Below are 17,389 nucleotides of genomic sequence, written 5' to 3'. Positions count from 1 at the left end.
AATAGTCACAGTAAAGTGTGACTATTACAGATCAATAGCCTAAGCTAGTTGATCACGATTGAATAAATTGCTTCCAAGGGAACACTATGTCTAACATTTTTGAAGATAATTCATTAACAATTGGTAATACACCGATTGTAAAGCTTAACCGCGTAACCTCAGGTAATGTTTTTGCTAAAGTAGAATCACGTAACCCAAGCTTTAGTGTTAAATGCCGTATTGGCGCTTCAATGATCTGGGAAGCAGAAAAGTCAGGCGTATTAACCAAAGACAAAGAGTTAATCGAGCCGACTTCTGGCAACACAGGTATTGCACTTGCGTTTGTAGCAGCTTCTCGTGGCTATAAATTAACCCTGACTATGCCTAATACGATGAGCCTAGAGCGTCGTAAACTATTAAAAGCGTTAGGTGCTAACCTAGTTTTAACTGATGGCGCTAAAGGTATGAATGGCGCGATTGAAAAAGCAAAAGAAATTCAAGCAAGCGAGCCTGGAAAATACATTCTTTTACAACAATTCGAAAATCCAGCTAACCCAAAAATTCACTTTGAAACAACGGGTCCTGAAATCTATGAAGCAATGGACGGTAAAATCGACATCTTCGTAGCAGGTGTTGGTACGGGTGGTACTATTACCGGTGTTAGCCGTTATTTAAAACTCGAGAAAGGCCTAAACGTGCAATCTGTTGCTGTTGAGCCAACTAATTCTCCAGTTATTAGCCAAACCTTAGCTGGTGAAGAAATTAAACCGGGTCCTCATAAAATCCAAGGTATCGGTGCTGGCTTCATCCCAGGCAACCTTGATTTAGAAGTTGTTGATGCCGCTGAGCAAGTATCAAATGAAGATGCAATTGCAATGGCTCACGAGCTTATGAAAAACGAAGGTATTTTAGTAGGTATTTCGTCTGGTGCTGCAGTGGTTGCTGCAAAACGCCTTGCTGAAAAACCTGAAAATGCGGGTAAAAACATCGTTGTTATTTTACCAAGTGCTACTGAGCGTTACTTATCTAGCCCATTATTTGCTGAAGAATTCAGTGAAAAAGAGTTAGTTCAATAACGAGTGCAGTTAATTTAAGAAAGGATGCCAAGGCATCCTTTTTTATTACCAAGCAAAAATAAATCCCACAATTTTACTAAGTTAACTTTACATCTCAGTCATTTAGTCACACACTTAAAATTATTTAATCTAGCAAATCAAAGCATAATGAAAAACGTACTCTTAATTTTTGCTCTATTGAGTAGTTGCTTAATGTTGGGTTGTGGCTCTGAAGAGTCACCTCAGGGCGAAAAAAATACCCCAGGCAACACAGCCACGCTTTATTTTGATGCACTGTATAACCAAAACGATTTAAATCAAGCCATGGAATACGCAACTCCAAAAATGGCTCGCATTATGAAGTCTTATGGCACCGCAAACCAATTCGCTCGTAACCTAATTAACATGCAATACGACGAAGTTGTAATTGAAGTTGATATGACCAATATGAGTTTACGTGAACAGTACGGTGATAAGGCTAATATTAATTTAATCTTTACGGGTTACTTCAACGGTAAAAAAGTGGATGATATGCGCAGTGTAAAAATGATCCGCAAAAAAGGTAATTGGTATATAGAAAAGATTAACGCCGATCCATTTGCTCGATAGATAGTTATCTTAAAGTAAAAATGGGCCTAAAAAGGCCCATTTTTTGATTCCGTGTATAAATTACTCTTCATCAAATTCTTGGTGTTGACGCTGTGTAGGGCGCGCTAAGATCTCAACATAAAACGATGTTAAGCCTTTGGCTTCAATATCACTAATACATTTATTAATCTCTGCTACGTGAACAACTTCGGCTTCATCCGCTGATTCACCAAACTTACAGTCAAATGCCCAATAATCAGCATCAGCTGGGAGTGTTTTATTACGCTCACGTTTCAAATATTTTTTTACTTCGTGTTTGGCTGCATCAACCATGCGAGGGTACTTAATCTTCTCGTGGTTAAGCGTGAATGTCTTCTTCATTATAGTCCTAATAGCTTGGTTCAATGACAATGGCGCTAAGCCATAGGCACACAGTATAACAAGGCCATAAAAAATTAGCTGTATTTTTTCTTATGTTGCTTGAATTTACTTATTAAAGTGTAGATTAATTTATTTATGTGACAATGTAGTTAATCAATTAGGCTGAAATTAAATGCAAAGGTTGATGAATAGCATCTTCTGTTAAACTATCGTAAAAAGCTGCAGCGTCAATTTGGGCACGCTCAGTTGGTTGATTTTTATCAAGGTAGCGTTTTCTTACTGCGGGCTCACAATTGTCTATCACTTCTAGTGGAATGTGATTTTTATCATCTCGAACATGCAATGGCTCAGGTGCTAAACAATGACGTAAGCGAATGTCTGAAAGACCACCTTGAAGTAATCGAAGAGCATTATCTTGACCAATCAACATATCAAATTGCTCTGGTGCTAATGATTGCTTAGGACCTGCCCCTAACTGGGCTCTAAGCACCTCTTCTGAAACGTGAGGATTACTTATTTCTGTTTTAGGTAGATGAAATTGACTAAAATCAAGTGCGTCATGTGAGAGCATTGCTAATAATAATGCAAACTCACCAGAGCGATGTTCATGAACACTTTTATTAAGACGATTATCGAGTTGACTCTCATTGAGCAACAAACCATCAACTTGCATAGACTTTAGCCAAATAGATTCCAGATTAATCAGTTATCGGCATTAATCCAATTTTCTTTAGTTTTTTTCTTTACTTAAATAACCAGTTTGCTATTATCAGCGCCGTTGCATTGGAGGGGTTCCCGAGCGGCCAAAGGGATCAGACTGTAAATCTGACGGCTCAGCCTTCGCTGGTTCGAATCCAGCTCCCTCCACCACTTCCTTCTGGTAGTGGGGCCAAATGCAATAGTAAAATCTGTGTGGAGGGGTTCCCGAGCGGCCAAAGGGATCAGACTGTAAATCTGACGGCTCAGCCTTCGCTGGTTCGAATCCAGCTCCCTCCACCACTCTTTACTCTTTCTAGCTTATCGCTACCAGCTCAAACTACTGCCATTTTGTTTCAACCATTGCTCAGCGTTTTTATAGTCTGGATAAAACTGTCTAACACGTTGCCAAAACTTAGCACTGTGATTCATATGTTTAAGATGAGCAAGTTCGTGTACAACCACATAATCAATCACCCATGTCGGTGCACTCGCTAAATGTAAATTAAAGGTCAGCTCTCGACGCTTATTACAACTTCCCCAACGACGTTTATAATGTTGAATTTTAAGTTTTGTGGGCAGAGCTTCAGACATCTGCAAACAATAATCATGAACACGCATTTCGATATAACTCTCTAGCTTTTCGTGTAAAAACTGCTCGAGCAGTGCTAAATAGTTTGCTTCTTGATGTTTGACCCGTGATGAAATAGATAAAATAAGCCGACACTGTGCATCTTGTTGCCAAGTGCTTTTAGTGCCTTTAGCAAATACTATCGGCACATTTTGTCCAAATAACTTAATCGCCGCGTTTACAAGAGGAAGTTGGCGGCGTTCAGCATGAATGGATTGTTTGGCAATTTGTTCATCGACCCAATCTTGCTTGGTCTTTAACCAGGCATCAATCTCAGTTTGTGGAACATAAAAAGGCGCATAAACAGTGAGTTTCTGCTGGGCAACTTTAATTGCCACTGTGGTTCTGCGTTTACTGCGCTTTAGGGTGTAGTTCAACAAATATAAGCCAATTCAATTAATAAAAAGTATGGATTCCATTTTACCCTGTAAAATAACTGCTAATCTATAAAGATGACCAACAAATAATTTTCATGTTTATGTCTGATAAACCTTGTTGTAGTTATACCTCGCCTTCGGGAAAGAAATGCTTGGAAACCGATATGGGGTCTGGATTCTGTTTTTGGCACGATAGTAAGTTTGATAAGTCAGGACTAGATCTAACCCAGAAATTAGAGCGTTATGCGAAAAAAGGCGGTTTACTGCATGGGTTACAGCTAAAGCGCGCTAACCTCAGTGGTCTTAATCTTATTAAGCAGGATGATGAGGAGGGATATGACCTATCCTACTGTAACTTTTATCGAGCAAACCTATCAGGCGCACACCTTTTTAATAACAAAATCGCTAACGCATCATTAATGAAAGCAAATCTTCACGATGCCAGCTTACATTATTGCGATTTAAAGAATACAAACTTATTAGGGGTTAAGTTTAATGATAGTCGTATTGACAATATCGATTTAGGCGAGCATTTACTGCAAGAAGCACAGGCCATTAAAGCTCGCAAAAATAGACAGTATGATGAAGCTCGTGACTTGTTCGAACAATCCGAAGAGATATATCGAAACTTAAGGAAGGCATCTGAAAACCAAGGACTTTTTGAACTGGCTGGCAACTTTACTTATAAAGAGCTTAGAATGCGCCATGCCCAATATCCAAAAGGATCAACAAAACAGATTACGTCGAGTTTTATTGATATGCTTTGTGGGTATGGTGAAAAGCCTGAAAACGTTATTCGCTTTAGCCTTTCGCTGATAATCTGCTGCGCAATTTGTTACTTTCTATTCGGTGTCAGCTATAGCGATACAATTTTGCAACTTAGCCTTGATAACACTTGGCAAGACAACTTATCTGCCTTATTGAATAGTTTTTACTTTAGTGTAGTAACATTCACAACGCTTGGATACGGAGATATAACTCCCATAGGTTTTTCACGATTTATTGCTGCATTAGAAGCATTTTGTGGTAGTTTTTCTCTCGCTTTGTTTGTGGTTGTATTCGTAAAACGTATGACTCGCTAAAGCATAATGTATGAACCAACGTGCTTTTTAGCTTGATACATTTTTTTATCTGCTCGGTTAATTAGTTCTTCTGCATCAACAGTGCTATCAAGTGGGGCTGCGATTATGCCAACACTTAAATGTAATTCCGGATACTGCTCCTCAAAAATACCTATTAGCTTTTCACAGATATGGGTTGCACTAGCAACTTCACAATCTGGCAAAATGATGCAAAATTCATCACCGCCGTAACGACATGGAACGTCTATTTCACGAATATTTTCCAACAAATATTGGCCTATGTACTTAAGAACTTCATCGCCTTTTTGATGGCCTTGCGTATCGTTGATTGATTTAAAGTCATCTAAGTCAAAATAGACAATTGTAAGCGGTGATTTATGGCGCCGAGCTCTTGCTAAGTCACGCTGTAAAAGCTCTTGCATTACGCGTCGATTATAAAGGTTCGTGAGAGGGTCTAGTTTAGCCAGCTTTTCAAGCTCTTGAGTTCGTTGTGCGACCTTTTCTTCAAGTCCTTTTGCGTAGACTTCTGTTCGACGTTTGGCGTTCTCAATCTCTCCAACTAAGCTGTCTATGTAAGTATCAAACACTAAGGTAGTATCAAAATAAATTAATCTATCAATAACCGTTAGAGTTTGTTGTAATTCAGTGTGGTCACTAATCTTATCTCTAAGCACATCAAAGATCAGTTCTTTAAGCGTACAAACTGCCGACAAATAGAGTTTAGGTTCTACCCCAATACGTTTGTGAACCATACCAATTCTTAGTCTATTGTTGACATATTCATGCTCATAGCGACCACAAAATAAATCAATAATATATTGACGCTGCGCATCTCTTAATCGGGTTAATGTATCGGCATCACCAATTAACAATGATATTTCATCGACTTCTGTTTGCTTTTTATAAAAATCACTCACCACATCTTCAATCGCTGATTCAATAATTGGTTTGTAATTAATTAGTGATGATAAACTTTTCGAAGTGAGCCCCAGTAAACTCATTCTGTGCTGAATTTCAACGTCATTAATTTTCATTTGGTCTACTAAAGTCTGTTCAGTTCTACGCATTTACCACCTCAAAATACTCCTTTTTAACTAAATATAGCCAAGGAATTAAAACCTACGAAGTTTAGTTAGAGTATTTTCTCAAAATAACTAACAATTTATATTAGACTAGTTATAAAGGCAGTGACGAATAAATATGATGATAAATACGTTTTTTATAACCGATCAAAATCCCAGCTTAATTGTTAATGGGATCTACGACCCCACATTAGTGACGCTTTCAATCGCAACAGCTATTTTTGCCGCCTATTTTTCACTTTATATTATAGATTTAGCAAACAAGACTGAGTTTATCTCGTACCAAAGGTTAGGCAGTGCAACGGGCGCATTAGTGATGTCTGGTGGGATATGGAGTATGCATTTTATCGGTATGCTCGCTTTTTCTCTGTGTACGACAGTTAATTACGACCCCACACTCACGTTTTTATCCTTCCTACCTGCATTTTTAGCTTGTTACATATGCTTTTCAATCTTCAGGCGCCATTATATGTCGGGTATCCCGCGTGCAATTAAATTAGCCTTGGGATCAGTTTTACTTGGAGCAGGTATTGGCACAATGCATTATACAGGCATGGCTGCGATGGAGATGAGCCCTCTGCTTCGCTATGATCCTAGCTGGTTTTCAGCCTCCATAATTGTTGCTGTCCTTTTATCTTTTATCGGGTTGTATTCACGTTTTCATTTGAGTGATCACTTCAAGGCACTATCAGCGCTCCAAAATCGCCTTATTTGCGCCATTATATTTGGTTTTGCAGTATCAGGAATGCATTACATGGGTATGGCTGCAACTCGGTTTGTAGCCACATCCCCTCTGCTATCTGAAAATGTCCAAACATCGCAGCTGGTTTTTATTGCAATTAGCGTCTCATTCGCCACCGTATTACTTACCACTTTAGTCGGAATATTTAACGGTATGGTGCGTTTTCGCTTGCTACTCGCTGAAAAGTCTGCAGAAGAATCTCGTCTAGAAGCCATTTTAAGCACTGCTGTTGATGGTATTGTGACTATCAACATCAAAGGAGTGATATTGAGCTTTAATAAAGCAGCAGAGAACATTTTTGGCTGGCAGCAACACGAAGTGTTAGGCAAAAATGTAAAAATACTAATGAATGATGATATTGCAGCTCAACATGATGACTACTTATCAAATAGCAGTAATCATGAAGTTAAAAAAATCATCGGGGTAAACCGAAATGTTTATGCTAAACACAAGCATGGACACTTATTTCCTATCCGGTTAGGGCTTGGCGAAGTAAAACAACCAGACAAAGAGCCACTGTTTGTCGGTTTTATTACTGACCTAACAGAACAGCGTGCTTTGCAGCAAAGTCTTGAAGAAAAAGAGAAACAATACCGCACCTTGATGGATAATATGCCGGGTGCTGTATTTCGGTGCCTATTAGACGAAAACTGGAGTATGCTGTTTATTAGCCCCAGCGTTTTAGATTTAACGGGATACAGCCCTGATGAGTTTGTTTCAGGTCGAATTAATTTTGAGCAAATCATTCATGGCGATGATAAACAATCTATTAATGAAATTATCTCAAATGCTGCAGTAAACAACACTCAATACGCCGTTGAATATCGCATTCGCCATCGCAACGGTAAGATTATCTGGCTACTAGAGCAAGGATTAGTAAACGAAACTGTCGATACTGATAAAAAGTGCATTGATGGTGTATTAATCGATATCACGGCTCGTCATGAATATGAAGAATCACTAAAGCAAGCAAAGCAAGAAGCTGAGGCTGCGGCTCATGCGAAGCAATCATTTATGGCAAATATGAGTCATGAAATTCGCACACCTATGAATGCTATTATTGGCTTTAGTGATATTTTAATGGATAGCCCATTAAGTAAAGAACAGCAAAAGCATATTATTACCGTTAATAAGTCAGCACGCTCATTACTGCACTTGCTTAATGAAGTATTAGATTCTGCTAAGTTAGAAAAGGGCAAACTCGACATACAACTTGAGCATTTTAATTTACAGACACTGCTCGATAACATCGTTTCTACTTTTTGGCTTGAAGCAAAGCGAAAAAATTTACTGCTTGATCTGAAGATCAACGACGATGTTGCACCTGTTTATATCGGTGATGAAATACGTATTCGCCAAGTTATGAATAACTTGCTAGGCAATGCTATCAAGTTTACAGAGCAAGGCTCTGTGACAGTCAGCGTCAGTAAAACGCAAAATAATCAACTCTTCTTTGAAATTAAAGACACAGGTATTGGTATTGCTAAACACCGTTTAAATGCTATTTTTCAACCATTTGAGCAAGCAGATGGCACAATGACTCGACGTTTTGGAGGCACAGGTCTTGGTACGACTATCAGCAAGCAATTAGTTGAATTAATGGGTGGGACTATCAATGTAATTAGCGATGAAGGACAAGGTAGTTGTTTTTATTTCACGCTCCCCTTACAAGAGGGAGATGCAAAACAAGTTGATACTCTTAATCACAGTAAGCTCACCTTACCACCTTTGCGAATTTTAGTTGTTGACGATATTGAGCAAAATATCGAGCTACTTAAAATCTTGTTATCGCAGGCAGGTCATACTATCACAACCGCAAGCAATGGTTTTGAGGCTATTGCAGCGTTCGAAAAGCAAACTTTCGATGTCATTTTAATGGATATTCATATGCCTGAGTGTGATGGTTTAACCGCGTGTAAGAAGATACGGGAATTAGAGCAAATACAACAAATAAAAGTTACGCCAATTATCGCCCTCACCGCAAGCGTTCTTCAACAAGATAAGTTGACCACTAAACAAGCTGGCATGAATGGCTTTGCGAATAAACCTGTGGACATTAGTCAACTAAATCATGAAATAGCCAAAGTACTTGGTTTAGACATTAGTACTACCCATGATTACTACGAAAGTAATGATAAAAAACACATAAACTACGATAAAGGGGTGTTATTGTGGGGTTCGAAAGAAAAGCTAAATACTGAAATTGGCTTATTCCTAGCTAACCACCAACATAGTATTCTACGACTTAAGGGATCCACACTCAGCGAAGCAGAGCAAAAATCAATTTTACATACCTTAAAAGGTGTTGCAGGGAATTTAGCACTTGCAAAGTTATTAGACCTACTGACTTTAGCTGAAAAAGAGCGTGAAAAGGATAGCTTTGCTGCACTGATTGACGAGTGTGAACAAGAATGGCGTATTCTTTACTCTCAGCTTGGGGACCTTAACCAGTCAAAAGTTGATCAACCACTGGAGCACGCTATTCCCATAGGCGCATTAATAGCTAAAGTTAATAAACTGCTCACGCAAGCTGAACACGCAGAAATAGACGATGAACTATTAAACCTTGTTCAAACAGAGGCCCCAGCGGAGTATAAAGACAGGGTTGTTGAAATTTGTGCGCATTTTGATAATTTTGATTTTGATGCAGCGATGCAGGCTTTAACTGAGTTAAAGCAATGCCTCTTAGCTGCTAAGGAACACAAATGACTCCCGTTTCAGAACGTGAAAGAATTCTTGTAGTCGACGACGAACCTGCAAACCTCAAAGTCCTCAGAGAAGTGCTCTCTAAAGATTACCGGCTATCATTTGCTAAGTCTGGCGAGCTTGCATTGCAGCTTGTTGAAAATGAACCACCAAAGCTAATTTTACTGGATATCATGATGCCAGATATGACTGGTTTTGAAGTCTGTAAAGTATTAAAAGCAAACCCAAAAACAGCGCATATTCCTGTCATTTTTGTCACCGCGCTCTCTCATGAGCAAGATGAATCTGAAGGCTTTGCCCTTGGTGCAGTCGATTATATTACCAAACCAATTAGCCCTGCGATCGTAAAGGCTCGTGTAAAAAACCATCTATCGTTAGTTCATGCTGAACAGTTACAACTGGCGCATATTGATTTGATCCAACGCTTAGGCCGCGCCGCAGAATACAAAGACACCGACACTGGCGAGCACATTTCTCGTATGAGCCGTTACAGTAAAATATTAGCACTTGCCTATGGTATGAGTGAGCATGAAGCAGAGCAGCTTAGGCAAGCAGCGCCTATGCATGATATCGGCAAGATAGGAATTCCTGATGCTGTTCTTTTAAAACCAGGACGTTTAAATGAGCAAGAGTATGAGCATATGAAACAACATGCTCTCATTGGCGCTAAAATTCTAGAAAACTCAAGTTCGCCATTATTACAGCTCGCTCATAAGCTTGCGCTTGAACACCATGAAAAATGGGATGGTACAGGTTACCCGTATGGCCTTAAAGGCGAAGAGATCAGTATTGAAGGACGTATTGTCACAATTGCAGATGTATTTGATGCATTGACGTCGAAGCGCCCTTACAAAAAAGCCTGGTCAGTTGAAGAAGCCATCGACTTATTGAAAGACGAAGCCGGTAAGCATTTTGACCCACAACTTATCGATTTATTTATCGGTCAAATAGACAGCATCATAGAAATCAAAAACACTTATAGCAACTAATAGTGTATTTAAGGCCTCATTTGAGGCCTTTTTTAATTGCTTCATAATCGTGAGAAGTAATTTCATGGCTGTTACCGGCACAGTCTTTAAAATACATTGAGTAAGTAACACCATGATCTGCAACAACGGTTTTAATATCAAATTGAGCTAGATGCTCAAGCCACGCTAAAAACTGTGCTGCATCTGCGCCAAAGGCAATTCCTTTACTGGTGCCTTCTGCTTCAAATAGCGCCAAACGAATCGTCTTTGCTTGATCTTCTAAAGTTAAAGGGCCTTTTCCTTCATCCCAAAAAGCGAGTTCAGGTACCACACTAAAACCAAGTACTTGTTGATACCACTTTACTGCAGCCGCTAAATCATCAACATTTAAGTGGCAGTGATCAACTCCAGATAGTGACGGAATAGCCATGTTACTCCCCTATCTCAGTTTTCAACTGTTCTAAAAATGCGAGCATGTATTCTGTACGTCGTTTAGCCTCATCCTTTGCTGATGGCGTGTTCATACTCTCGCTGATGTGTAACAACTTAATGAAAAAATGATCGAGGGTATATTTTGTATCGTCTGGTTCGCGGTTTAAACAAAATGGATCGTCTTTATGATACAGGTAGCGACCAATTGAGCCCCCTACTTTCATGCAGCGACTCACACCAATTGCACCTAATGCATCCATTCGATCCGCGTCTTGCACAATTTGCGCTTCGACACTTTGGACTTTGATATTGGCACTAAAGCTATGTGCCGCAATAGCATGATGAATAGCACTAAAATACTGCTCAGGATAATTAATTGAGGCTAAAAAACTCAACGCTTTGTCTGCGGCCATAGTCGATGCTTTTGCACGGTCTGGGTGATTTTTTGCAACCGCAACACAATCATGTAACCAAGCAGCTGGTAACACTACTGCTATTTCTGCCTGCTCGGCAATACATAACTGTTTTGCAACCCTCACAACACGCTCGATATGACTTATATCGTGTGCGACATCGGCATGGAGTAAAGACATAATAAAATCTCGACACTGAGTTTCTAAAGCTGCAAAGTCTATTTCTGGCTGCATATACAGGCTATTACCATTAACTAATTGAAATTATGTTTACTTTAGCGTGCTTGCTGGATTTGTTCAAAACATTCATTGTATGTTTGCCAGTGCTTCATTAAACTATGCCCCCTTTTGTTTGACGCGAGAATCCCTATGTCATCTGCTATTTACCTGCAAGCTGGACGTGAAAAATCATTAAAAAGAAAACACCCATGGGTGTTCTCAAAAGCCATTAAGAAAGTAAAAGGTAAGCCAGGACTAGGGGATACTGTCACTATCTATGACAATGGCGGTAAGTTTTTAGCCATTGCTGCTTACAGTCCGCAATCGCAAATTCGCGCTCGCGTATGGAGTTTTGATCAAAACGAAATCATTGACCAAGCATTCTTTGAAAAACGTTTGCGCCGTGCCTATGCAGCCCGCGAGCAGGTGATCAGCGAAGGCGGTTTAACCGGTTTTCGTTTAAGTGCTGCTGAGTCTGATTACCTTCCCGGTATTACTATCGATAAATTTGATAATGTACTTGTTTGTCAACTACTAAGTGCCGGTGCAGAACGCCATAAAGGTGAAATTGTTGCTGCACTGATGGCTATTTTCCCAGGTTGCGATATTTATGAACGATCAGATGTTGATGTTCGCACTAAAGAAGGTCTTGAGCCAATCAAGGGCCTACTTTGGGGTAAGGAACCAACAGAACCTGTCATCATCGAAGAAAATGGCCTTAAACTCGAAGTAGACATTCTTGAAGGCCACAAAACAGGCTTTTATTTAGACCAACGTGATAGTCGTGCTGCTCTTGAGCGCTTTGTTAAAGACAAAACAGTATTAAACTGCTTTAGCTACACAGGTACTTTCTCGCTTTATGCGTTACGTGGTGGCTGTAAGCACGTTACTAACGTGGATGTGTCACAGCCAGCGCTTGATACTGCTAAGCGTAACGTTGAGCACAACAACCTCGATTTATCTAAAGTTGATTTTGTGAAGCAAGATGTCTTTAAGTTATTACGCCAATACCGTGATGAAGGTGTGCAATTTGATACTATCGTTATGGATCCACCAAAATTTGCTGACAACAAAGCGCAATTAACGGGTGCGTGTCGTGGTTATAAAGATATCAATATGATTGCGATGCAAATCTTAAAACCAGGTGGAACCTTACTCACCTTCTCGTGCTCTGGATTAATGGAACAAAACTTATTTCAAAAAGTGGTTGCGGATGCTGCCCTTGATGCAGGTAAAGACTTATTGATCATGGAGCGACTAAACCAAGCTGCCGACCACCCAATTGCTGGCAGCTACCCAGAAGGCTTTTATCTGAAAGGCCTGATCTGTAAGGTTTACTAGTTAAAATTTACAATTTCTAAACCGGCACTCAAGGAGCCATCTTGCTCCTTGGTTGCTCGCACAACTTTAGCTGTGGCATCAAACGAAGTAATTGCTGTACTTGTAGAAGCAATTAACACTCGATATAAGCTACCTATTTCTAATACATCATCAAGCTGCACAGCTAACCCTGTGGCACTTAAATCTGTACAAATTGCAGCAACTTCTTTGCCCTCTCCGCCTTCTAGCGGAATTAACTTTGCAGGGGTGTGAATTTGCATACGGCGAAAGTCACGTTTCTCCTCATGAAACATATGGCCTCCTATACCAGTGTTTTTATTTTCTCAATAAGTGTTTTAACAGAAAATGGCTTCACTACATAGGCGTCACATCCGGCATCAAAACCCGCTTTTTTCTCAAGCTCTGTCTCAAGTCCAGACACCATAACCACAGGAATTTTTGCTGTTTCAGGTGTATTTTTTAATAATCGACACGTGTCATAACCATCAAGGCCAGGCATACATACATCTAAAAGGATTGCATCAGGGGGCTCAGCAATAGCCGATGTTAAACAAGAGGCCCCTGAATTCGCGTAACTTAGCGAAAACTCATTTCCTAAACTTGCTTTGAGCATCTCATAATTAAAATATTCATCATCAACAATTAAGATAGTTTGTTGAGGCCGATTTATGCTGCGCTCAGGAATAGAAATCGGTCTTTCCTTTTCAATGCCCACACTCTCTCCTTTTAGTAGTCACGTATTTGACTCAATTTGATGAGGATTCACCCTCACCATAATACCTTTACATTAATTATAACTCACTTTCTTTAATTGCGTTTAGTACACGCTTTGCAGATACAGGATAGGGTGTCCCCAGTGTTTGTGCAAATAAAGAAACGCGTAACTCCTGTTGCATCCAAAAGATATTTGAAATCTCTTCTGGTACAGGCATCCCCTTTGGAATTTTGTTAGTAAGTTTTTGATATTGCTCGGCCACTTTTTCAAGCTCTAATACACATAAACGATCGCGATTAGGATCAACCGGTAACTTTTCTAAGCGGCGTTCAATAGCTTTTAAGTAACGAATTAAATCTGTCATTTTTGCTGCGCCGTGCTGGCTTACAAAGCCTTTGAACACTAAGCTTTGTAACTGTGATTTAATATCACCGTGCGCCGTAATCATGGTTAAATCAACGCGTCCTTTCATACGTTTATTTAAGCCATGAGCTATACTCAGCACTTGCTCTACTTGGGTGGCAATCTCAACAACTGTGTCACCAAGCTCGCCGCGAATTTGCTCTTTGGCCTTTTCAAATGACTCTGCAGTGCGGATGTTGCCATATTTAGTTAATAGGCTATCGACGGCTGCTGCGATACAGTCATCAATTAAGTCATTCACCTTACCAAACGGATTAAAGTACAAACCTAATTTAGATTTGTTCGGTAAGTTTTGCTGTAAATATTTAATCGGTGATGGCACGTTTAATAATACCAAGCGGCGTAAACCTTGTTGGTGCGCCTGCTGTGCTTTGTGTTCATTATCAAATAGCTCAACTGCTGCTGAATCTTTTTTATCCACCAGCGCCGGAAATGCTTTAATTTCGTATTGACCTTGCTTTTTCACGTAAGAGCTTGGTAACTCTCCAAAACTCCACTCGGTCAAATCAGCTTTCTCTATACCCTTGTCAGCTACTTTAGATAAAGTATCCGTCACTTTACCTTGCAACTGAGCTTTAAGCTTAGTCAGATTTAAACCGCGAGCAAGTAACTTATCGTTTTCATCGCGCACTTCAAACTGCAGCCGTAAATGCGGAGCAAGGGTTGATAAATCCCATGCATCAGGCTCAACACGCACCCCAGTCATACGCAATAAACGCGTGCTAATTGCATCAATTAAGTTACCTTGCATTGGCTCGATTGCAGCGAGTACCGCATCGGCATAGTTTGGTGCAGGCACGAAATTACGACGAATTGTTTTTGGTAGTGATTTGATCAGCGCACAAATTAACTCATGTCGAAATGCTGGAATATGCCAATCAAAGCCAGTTTCTTGTACTTGGTTTAACAGTGCCACCGGAATTTGTACCGCCACACCATCAACGGCTTGGCCCGGGTCAAAATGATAAGCCAGTGGTAATAATAAGTTTTCTTGCTGCCAAGTATCAGGGTAATCAAACTCGGTGACATGATCGGCACCATGCTGCATTAACTCTTCTCGAGACATATGCAAAAAGCGCTTATCTTTTTGCTTTTGCCCTTTCCACCACTTATTAAACGCGGCACGATTATTTACATCTTGCGGAATTTTCTTGTCGTAAAATTCAAATAAGGTTTGTTCATCAACCAAGATATCACGGCGACGTGATTTATTTTCAAGAACTTGAATATCTTCAATTAATTCTTGGTTATATTGTAAAAAACCTTCATTTTGACCCAGTTCTTGCTCTACCAAGGCGGTGCGAATAAATAACTCGCGACTTACTTTCGGATCAATATTGCTATACACACAGCGGCGCTTATTAACGATTAATAGGCCATACAAGGTTTGCTGTTCAAACGCGATAACTGCACCCGGCTTTTTCTCCCAGTGCGGTTCACTGTAGCTGCGTTTCACTAAATGCTGTGCAAAGCCTTCCACCCATTTCAAGTCTATACGCGCGTTGATGCGAGCATAAAGCTTACTGGTTTCGACAAGCTCCGCCGCCATAATCCATTTTGGGCTCTTTTTAAATAATCCAGAACCTGGGAAAATATGAAACTGGCTATTACGGGCGCCTTTATAGATTTGTTTTTCATCTTTAAAACCAATATGGCTTAACATACCGCTTAATAAAGATTGATGGATTCGGTCACTATCAGCAACATTGGTGGTGGCCTTCATGCCCATTTCATTGCACACCGTTGATAGCTGATAAACAATATCTTGCCATTCACGGATACGCATATAGGCTAAAAAGTCCTTTTGGCATAACTTTCTAAACTGGCTATTGCTCAATTCAGATTGCTGCTCTTCAAGGTAATTCCAGAGATTTAAAAAGGCGATAAAATCTGAATCAGGGTCGTCAAAGCGGCCATGCTTTTCATCCGCTGCGCCGCGTTTTTCTTGTGGTCGCTCTCTTGGATCTTGAATCGACAATGCTGCAACAATAATAATCACTTCACGCAGTGCGCCTAAGCCATCAGCCGTGAGCACCATTTTTGCTAGGCGCGGGTCAACAGGTAAGCGACTTAAACTTCTGCCTGATTTAGTGAGTTCCGTCTTTTTATGACGTTTAGCAGGCTTAATTGCTTCGAGTTCTTCAAGTAGCGTTAAACCATCGTTGATATTGCGACTATCTGGCGCTTGCACAAACGGGAACTGCTGCATATCGCCAAGTCCCAAGCCGAGCATTTGCAAAATAACAGAAGCTAAGTTGGTGCGTAAAATTTCAGGATCGGTAAACTCTGGTCGCGAATTAAAGTCTTCTTCACTGTATAAACGAATACAGATACCCGCTTCAATACGACCACAGCGACCTTTACGCTGATTGGCACTGGCTTGTGAAATTGGCTCAATCGGTAATCGTTGAACCTTTGTTCGATAGCTGTAGCGGCTAATACGCGCGGTACCTGGGTCGATAACATAGCGAATACCCGGCACCGTTAATGACGTTTCAGCAACGTTGGTGGCTAAAATAATATGACGGCGACTGTGCGGCGCAAAAATTCGGTTTTGTTCAGCGTTTGATAAACGCGAATATAGCGGTAAAACATCCGTGCCTTTTAGGTTTCGCTTCGATAACGCATCGGCGGTATCACGGATTTCTCGTTCACCATTCATGAAAATCAGAATATCGCCGGGGCCTTCATCGCAAAGCTCATCGACTGCATCAAAAATTCCCTGTAGTTGGTCACCATCTGCTTCCATGTCGTCTTTATTGATTTCAGTGGTTGGTCTGTACCGAACCTCTACGGGGAATGTACGACCAGATACTTCAATGATTGGCGCATTATCAAAATGTTTAGAAAAACGCTCAGGGTCAATTGTTGCTGAGGTGATAATAACTTTTAAGTCAGGGCGTTTTGGCAGTAAATTTTTTAAATAGCCTAAGATGAAATCGATATTTAGGCTGCGTTCGTGGGCCTCATCGATGATGATGGTATCGTACTGATTTAGGTACCTATCTTGTTGAATTTCAGCCAGCAGGATACCGTCTGTCATCAATTTAATGTAGCTATTGTCGGAGACTTGGTCACTAAAACGAATTTTAAAACCCACTTGTTGACCTAGCTCGCATTGCATTTCTTCTGCAATACGATTTGCGACACTTCTAGCCGCGAGTCGACGAGGCTGAGTGTGGCCAATGTATCCATCAACACCGCGGCCAAGCTCTAAACACATTTTTGGGATCTGCGTCGTTTTACCTGAGCCTGTTTCACCGGCGATGATCACCACTTGGTTATTGGCGATCGCCTGTTTAATGTCATCTTTCTTTTGACTAACAGGAAGTTGCTCTGGGTAGGTCACTTTAGGCAAGGCAGCCAAACGATGCTCGCGTAATTGCTGCGAACGGCTAATATCTTCTGCTATTTTTTGCGCTATGCTCGCTTGCTTAGTTTCATCGTTGATTTTTTTGATGCCATGTAGGCGTTTTTTGAAGATGAATTGATCTTTGCGTAAACACGTTTTTAATTCGCCGAACAGCGGACCTAGGTTAACCACCCGATACCCTTATAT

General features: G+C 40.4%; 15 protein-coding genes and 2 tRNA genes. 8 read left to right on the top strand and 9 right to left on the bottom strand.

Going from position 1 to position 17,389, the window contains the following annotated elements:
- Positions 1 to 86 precede the first annotated feature (86 nt).
- Both cysK and L1267_RS17480 read left to right on the top strand, forming a co-directional pair.
- Positions 87 to 1,055: a cysteine synthase A gene (gene cysK, locus L1267_RS17485; protein ID WP_135925303.1), complete on the top strand. Its 969-nt coding sequence runs from the start codon at positions 87 to 89 to the stop codon at positions 1,053 to 1,055.
- Positions 1,056 to 1,247: 192 nt separating this feature from the next.
- On the top strand, positions 1,248 to 1,643 hold the full coding sequence (locus tag L1267_RS17480) for a hypothetical protein (RefSeq protein WP_235383619.1): 396 nt from the start codon (positions 1,248 to 1,250) through the stop codon (positions 1,641 to 1,643).
- 60 nt (positions 1,644 to 1,703) lie between these two features.
- On the opposite strand, the gene L1267_RS17475 is transcribed toward L1267_RS17480, so the two are convergent.
- Together L1267_RS17475 and L1267_RS17470 are read right to left on the bottom strand one after the other, a co-directional pair.
- Positions 1,704 to 2,003, bottom strand: coding sequence for a DUF6172 family protein (locus L1267_RS17475; protein ID WP_235383613.1), 300 nt, complete (start codon positions 2,001 to 2,003; stop codon positions 1,704 to 1,706).
- 157 nt (positions 2,004 to 2,160) lie between these two features.
- Entirely contained in the window at positions 2,161 to 2,676 is a 516-nt protein-coding gene (locus tag L1267_RS17470; RefSeq protein WP_138557482.1) for a VC2046/SO_2500 family protein, read from the bottom strand.
- Between the two features lie 112 nt (positions 2,677 to 2,788).
- On the opposite strand from L1267_RS17470, the gene L1267_RS17465 reads away from it, so the two are divergent.
- Together L1267_RS17465 and L1267_RS17460 are read left to right on the top strand one after the other, a co-directional pair.
- Positions 2,789 to 2,873, top strand: a tRNA-Tyr gene (locus tag L1267_RS17465).
- A gap of 44 nt (positions 2,874 to 2,917) precedes the next feature.
- Positions 2,918 to 3,002, top strand: a tRNA-Tyr gene (locus L1267_RS17460).
- A gap of 24 nt (positions 3,003 to 3,026) precedes the next feature.
- Here the strand turns inward: L1267_RS17460 and L1267_RS17455 are convergent.
- On the bottom strand, positions 3,027 to 3,707 hold the full coding sequence (locus L1267_RS17455) for a M48 family metallopeptidase (RefSeq protein ID WP_138558589.1): 681 nt from the start codon (positions 3,705 to 3,707) through the stop codon (positions 3,027 to 3,029).
- 101 nt (positions 3,708 to 3,808) lie between these two features.
- On the opposite strand from L1267_RS17455, the gene L1267_RS17450 reads away from it, so the two are divergent.
- On the top strand, positions 3,809 to 4,789 hold the full coding sequence (locus L1267_RS17450; RefSeq protein WP_235383612.1) for an ion channel: 981 nt from the start codon (positions 3,809 to 3,811) through the stop codon (positions 4,787 to 4,789).
- Here L1267_RS17450 and L1267_RS17445 read toward each other — a convergent pair.
- Positions 4,786 to 5,856, bottom strand: a complete 1,071-nt coding sequence (locus L1267_RS17445; protein WP_135925317.1) for a GGDEF domain-containing protein — start codon at positions 5,854 to 5,856, stop codon at positions 4,786 to 4,788. The two genes, L1267_RS17450 and L1267_RS17445, sit on opposite strands and share 4 nt — an antisense overlap.
- Before the next feature lie 136 nt (positions 5,857 to 5,992).
- Here L1267_RS17445 and L1267_RS17440 point away from each other — a divergent pair, with 136 nt between their 5' ends.
- Both L1267_RS17440 and L1267_RS17435 read left to right on the top strand, forming a co-directional pair.
- On the top strand, positions 5,993 to 9,322 hold the full coding sequence (locus L1267_RS17440) for a PAS domain S-box protein (RefSeq protein WP_235383618.1): 3,330 nt from the start codon (positions 5,993 to 5,995) through the stop codon (positions 9,320 to 9,322).
- Positions 9,319 to 10,308, top strand: coding sequence for a response regulator (locus tag L1267_RS17435; protein ID WP_138558592.1), 990 nt, complete (start codon positions 9,319 to 9,321; stop codon positions 10,306 to 10,308). The genes L1267_RS17440 and L1267_RS17435 overlap by 4 nt, the downstream gene beginning before the upstream one ends.
- Positions 10,309 to 10,324: 16 nt before the next feature.
- Here L1267_RS17435 and L1267_RS17430 read toward each other — a convergent pair whose 3' ends face one another.
- Both L1267_RS17430 and L1267_RS17425 read right to left on the bottom strand, forming a co-directional pair.
- The gene (locus tag L1267_RS17430; protein WP_135925323.1) at positions 10,325 to 10,717 is read right to left on the bottom strand and encodes a VOC family protein; all 393 of its coding nucleotides are present in this window, start codon (positions 10,715 to 10,717) and stop codon (positions 10,325 to 10,327) included.
- 1 nt (position 10,718) lies between these two features.
- Positions 10,719 to 11,366, bottom strand: coding sequence for an HD domain-containing protein (locus L1267_RS17425; protein ID WP_235383611.1), 648 nt, complete (start codon positions 11,364 to 11,366; stop codon positions 10,719 to 10,721).
- A 135-nt stretch (positions 11,367 to 11,501) separates the two neighbouring features.
- Here L1267_RS17425 and L1267_RS17420 point away from each other — a divergent pair, with 135 nt between their 5' ends.
- Positions 11,502 to 12,692 carry a class I SAM-dependent methyltransferase gene (locus tag L1267_RS17420; RefSeq protein WP_235383610.1) on the top strand — a complete coding sequence of 397 codons (1,191 nt, stop codon included), beginning with the start codon at positions 11,502 to 11,504 and terminating at the stop codon, positions 12,690 to 12,692.
- Here the strand turns inward: L1267_RS17420 and L1267_RS17415 are convergent.
- The 3 genes from L1267_RS17415 to hrpA all read right to left on the bottom strand — a co-directional run bounded on the left by L1267_RS17415 (position 12,689) and on the right by hrpA (position 17,374).
- Positions 12,689 to 12,985 (bottom strand): PilZ domain-containing protein, encoded by a 297-nt coding sequence (locus tag L1267_RS17415; protein ID WP_235383609.1) that lies wholly within the window; start codon positions 12,983 to 12,985, stop codon positions 12,689 to 12,691. The genes L1267_RS17420 and L1267_RS17415 overlap by 4 nt on opposite strands.
- Before the next feature lie 8 nt (positions 12,986 to 12,993).
- Positions 12,994 to 13,362: a response regulator gene (locus tag L1267_RS17410; protein WP_421967025.1), complete on the bottom strand. Its 369-nt coding sequence runs from the start codon at positions 13,360 to 13,362 to the stop codon at positions 12,994 to 12,996.
- Positions 13,363 to 13,483: 121 nt separating this feature from the next.
- On the bottom strand, positions 13,484 to 17,374 hold the full coding sequence (gene hrpA / locus L1267_RS17405) for an ATP-dependent RNA helicase HrpA (protein WP_235383608.1): 3,891 nt from the start codon (positions 17,372 to 17,374) through the stop codon (positions 13,484 to 13,486).
- Positions 17,375 to 17,389: the final 15 nt, after the last annotated feature.

This window comes from Pseudoalteromonas sp. OFAV1, assembly GCF_021532595.1.
GTDB classification, from domain to species: Bacteria; Pseudomonadota; Gammaproteobacteria; order Enterobacterales; family Alteromonadaceae; genus Pseudoalteromonas; species Pseudoalteromonas lipolytica_C.
Note: the sequence above shows the minus strand (reverse complement) of the source record. Positions and strands in the feature narration are given on the sequence as shown.

What these genes read in the sequence shown, in the direction of transcription:
- L1267_RS17440 (WP_235383618.1), top strand. Translation starts at nt 5,993, where the DNA reads ATGATAAATACGTTTTTTATAACCGATCAAAATCCCAGCTTAATTGTT.
- L1267_RS17450 (WP_235383612.1), top strand. Translation starts at nt 3,809, where the DNA reads ATGTCTGATAAACCTTGTTGTAGTTATACCTCGCCTTCGGGAAAGAAA.
- L1267_RS17430 (WP_135925323.1), bottom strand. Translation starts at nt 10,717, where the DNA reads ATGGCTATTCCGTCACTATCTGGAGTTGATCACTGCCACTTAAATGTT.
- cysK (WP_135925303.1), top strand. Translation starts at nt 87, where the DNA reads ATGTCTAACATTTTTGAAGATAATTCATTAACAATTGGTAATACACCG.
- L1267_RS17435 (WP_138558592.1), top strand. Translation starts at nt 9,319, where the DNA reads ATGACTCCCGTTTCAGAACGTGAAAGAATTCTTGTAGTCGACGACGAA.
- L1267_RS17470 (WP_138557482.1), bottom strand. Translation starts at nt 2,676, where the DNA reads ATGCAAGTTGATGGTTTGTTGCTCAATGAGAGTCAACTCGATAATCGT.
- L1267_RS17425 (WP_235383611.1), bottom strand. Translation starts at nt 11,366, where the DNA reads ATGCAGCCAGAAATAGACTTTGCAGCTTTAGAAACTCAGTGTCGAGAT.
- L1267_RS17480 (WP_235383619.1), top strand. Translation starts at nt 1,248, where the DNA reads ATGTTGGGTTGTGGCTCTGAAGAGTCACCTCAGGGCGAAAAAAATACC.
- L1267_RS17415 (WP_235383609.1), bottom strand. Translation starts at nt 12,985, where the DNA reads ATGTTTCATGAGGAGAAACGTGACTTTCGCCGTATGCAAATTCACACC.
- L1267_RS17475 (WP_235383613.1), bottom strand. Translation starts at nt 2,003, where the DNA reads ATGAAGAAGACATTCACGCTTAACCACGAGAAGATTAAGTACCCTCGC.
- L1267_RS17420 (WP_235383610.1), top strand. Translation starts at nt 11,502, where the DNA reads ATGTCATCTGCTATTTACCTGCAAGCTGGACGTGAAAAATCATTAAAA.
- L1267_RS17445 (WP_135925317.1), bottom strand. Translation starts at nt 5,856, where the DNA reads ATGCGTAGAACTGAACAGACTTTAGTAGACCAAATGAAAATTAATGAC.